General features: G+C 52.1%; 1 protein-coding gene. It reads right to left on the bottom strand.

Annotated features, from left to right (window positions below; all coding sequences use genetic code 11):
• On the bottom strand, positions 1 to 436 hold a 436-nt coding region (locus tag C1I98_RS39835; RefSeq protein WP_199537602.1), incomplete at both ends, for an ATPase, T2SS/T4P/T4SS family.

Raw genomic sequence — 436 nt, 5'->3', positions numbered from 1 at the left:
CGCGTCAACCCAGCCATCGACGGAATCCCTGACTGCCGTCTGTATTGCGCCGGGAATGCGGCCCTCCGGCGGTGATTCAATGGTGAAAAGGCGTTTTCGGGGGAGACGCATATTATCGTTATGGTTGAAACCAAACGTGCTCAGATAGGCTTCTGAAGCCGTTCTCAGAGTCGTTGACTTACCGGACCCTGTAGGGCCGGATAAAACGATAATTCCTTCCGGGCGTTGTAACATTCGCCTGATTGTCTGGATTTGTTGTGGCATGTAGCCAAGTTCTTCGAAAGTGGGAATATCCTCGCTGTCATCTTTAATCAGGCGGAAGACCGCGTACACACCACCCACGCACGGATAATGCGAATAGCGCGCCCCAAAAAGATTTACAGGCTTCAGAAAATTCTCTGCGATACGTGCATCCTGCGGTATTGCCGGGTCAAAC

Source organism: Spongiactinospora gelatinilytica (assembly GCF_003236385.1).
Classification (GTDB): domain Bacteria; phylum Actinomycetota; class Actinomycetes; order Streptosporangiales; family Streptosporangiaceae; genus Spongiactinospora; species Spongiactinospora gelatinilytica.
Note: the sequence above shows the minus strand (reverse complement) of the source record. Positions and strands in the feature narration are given on the sequence as shown.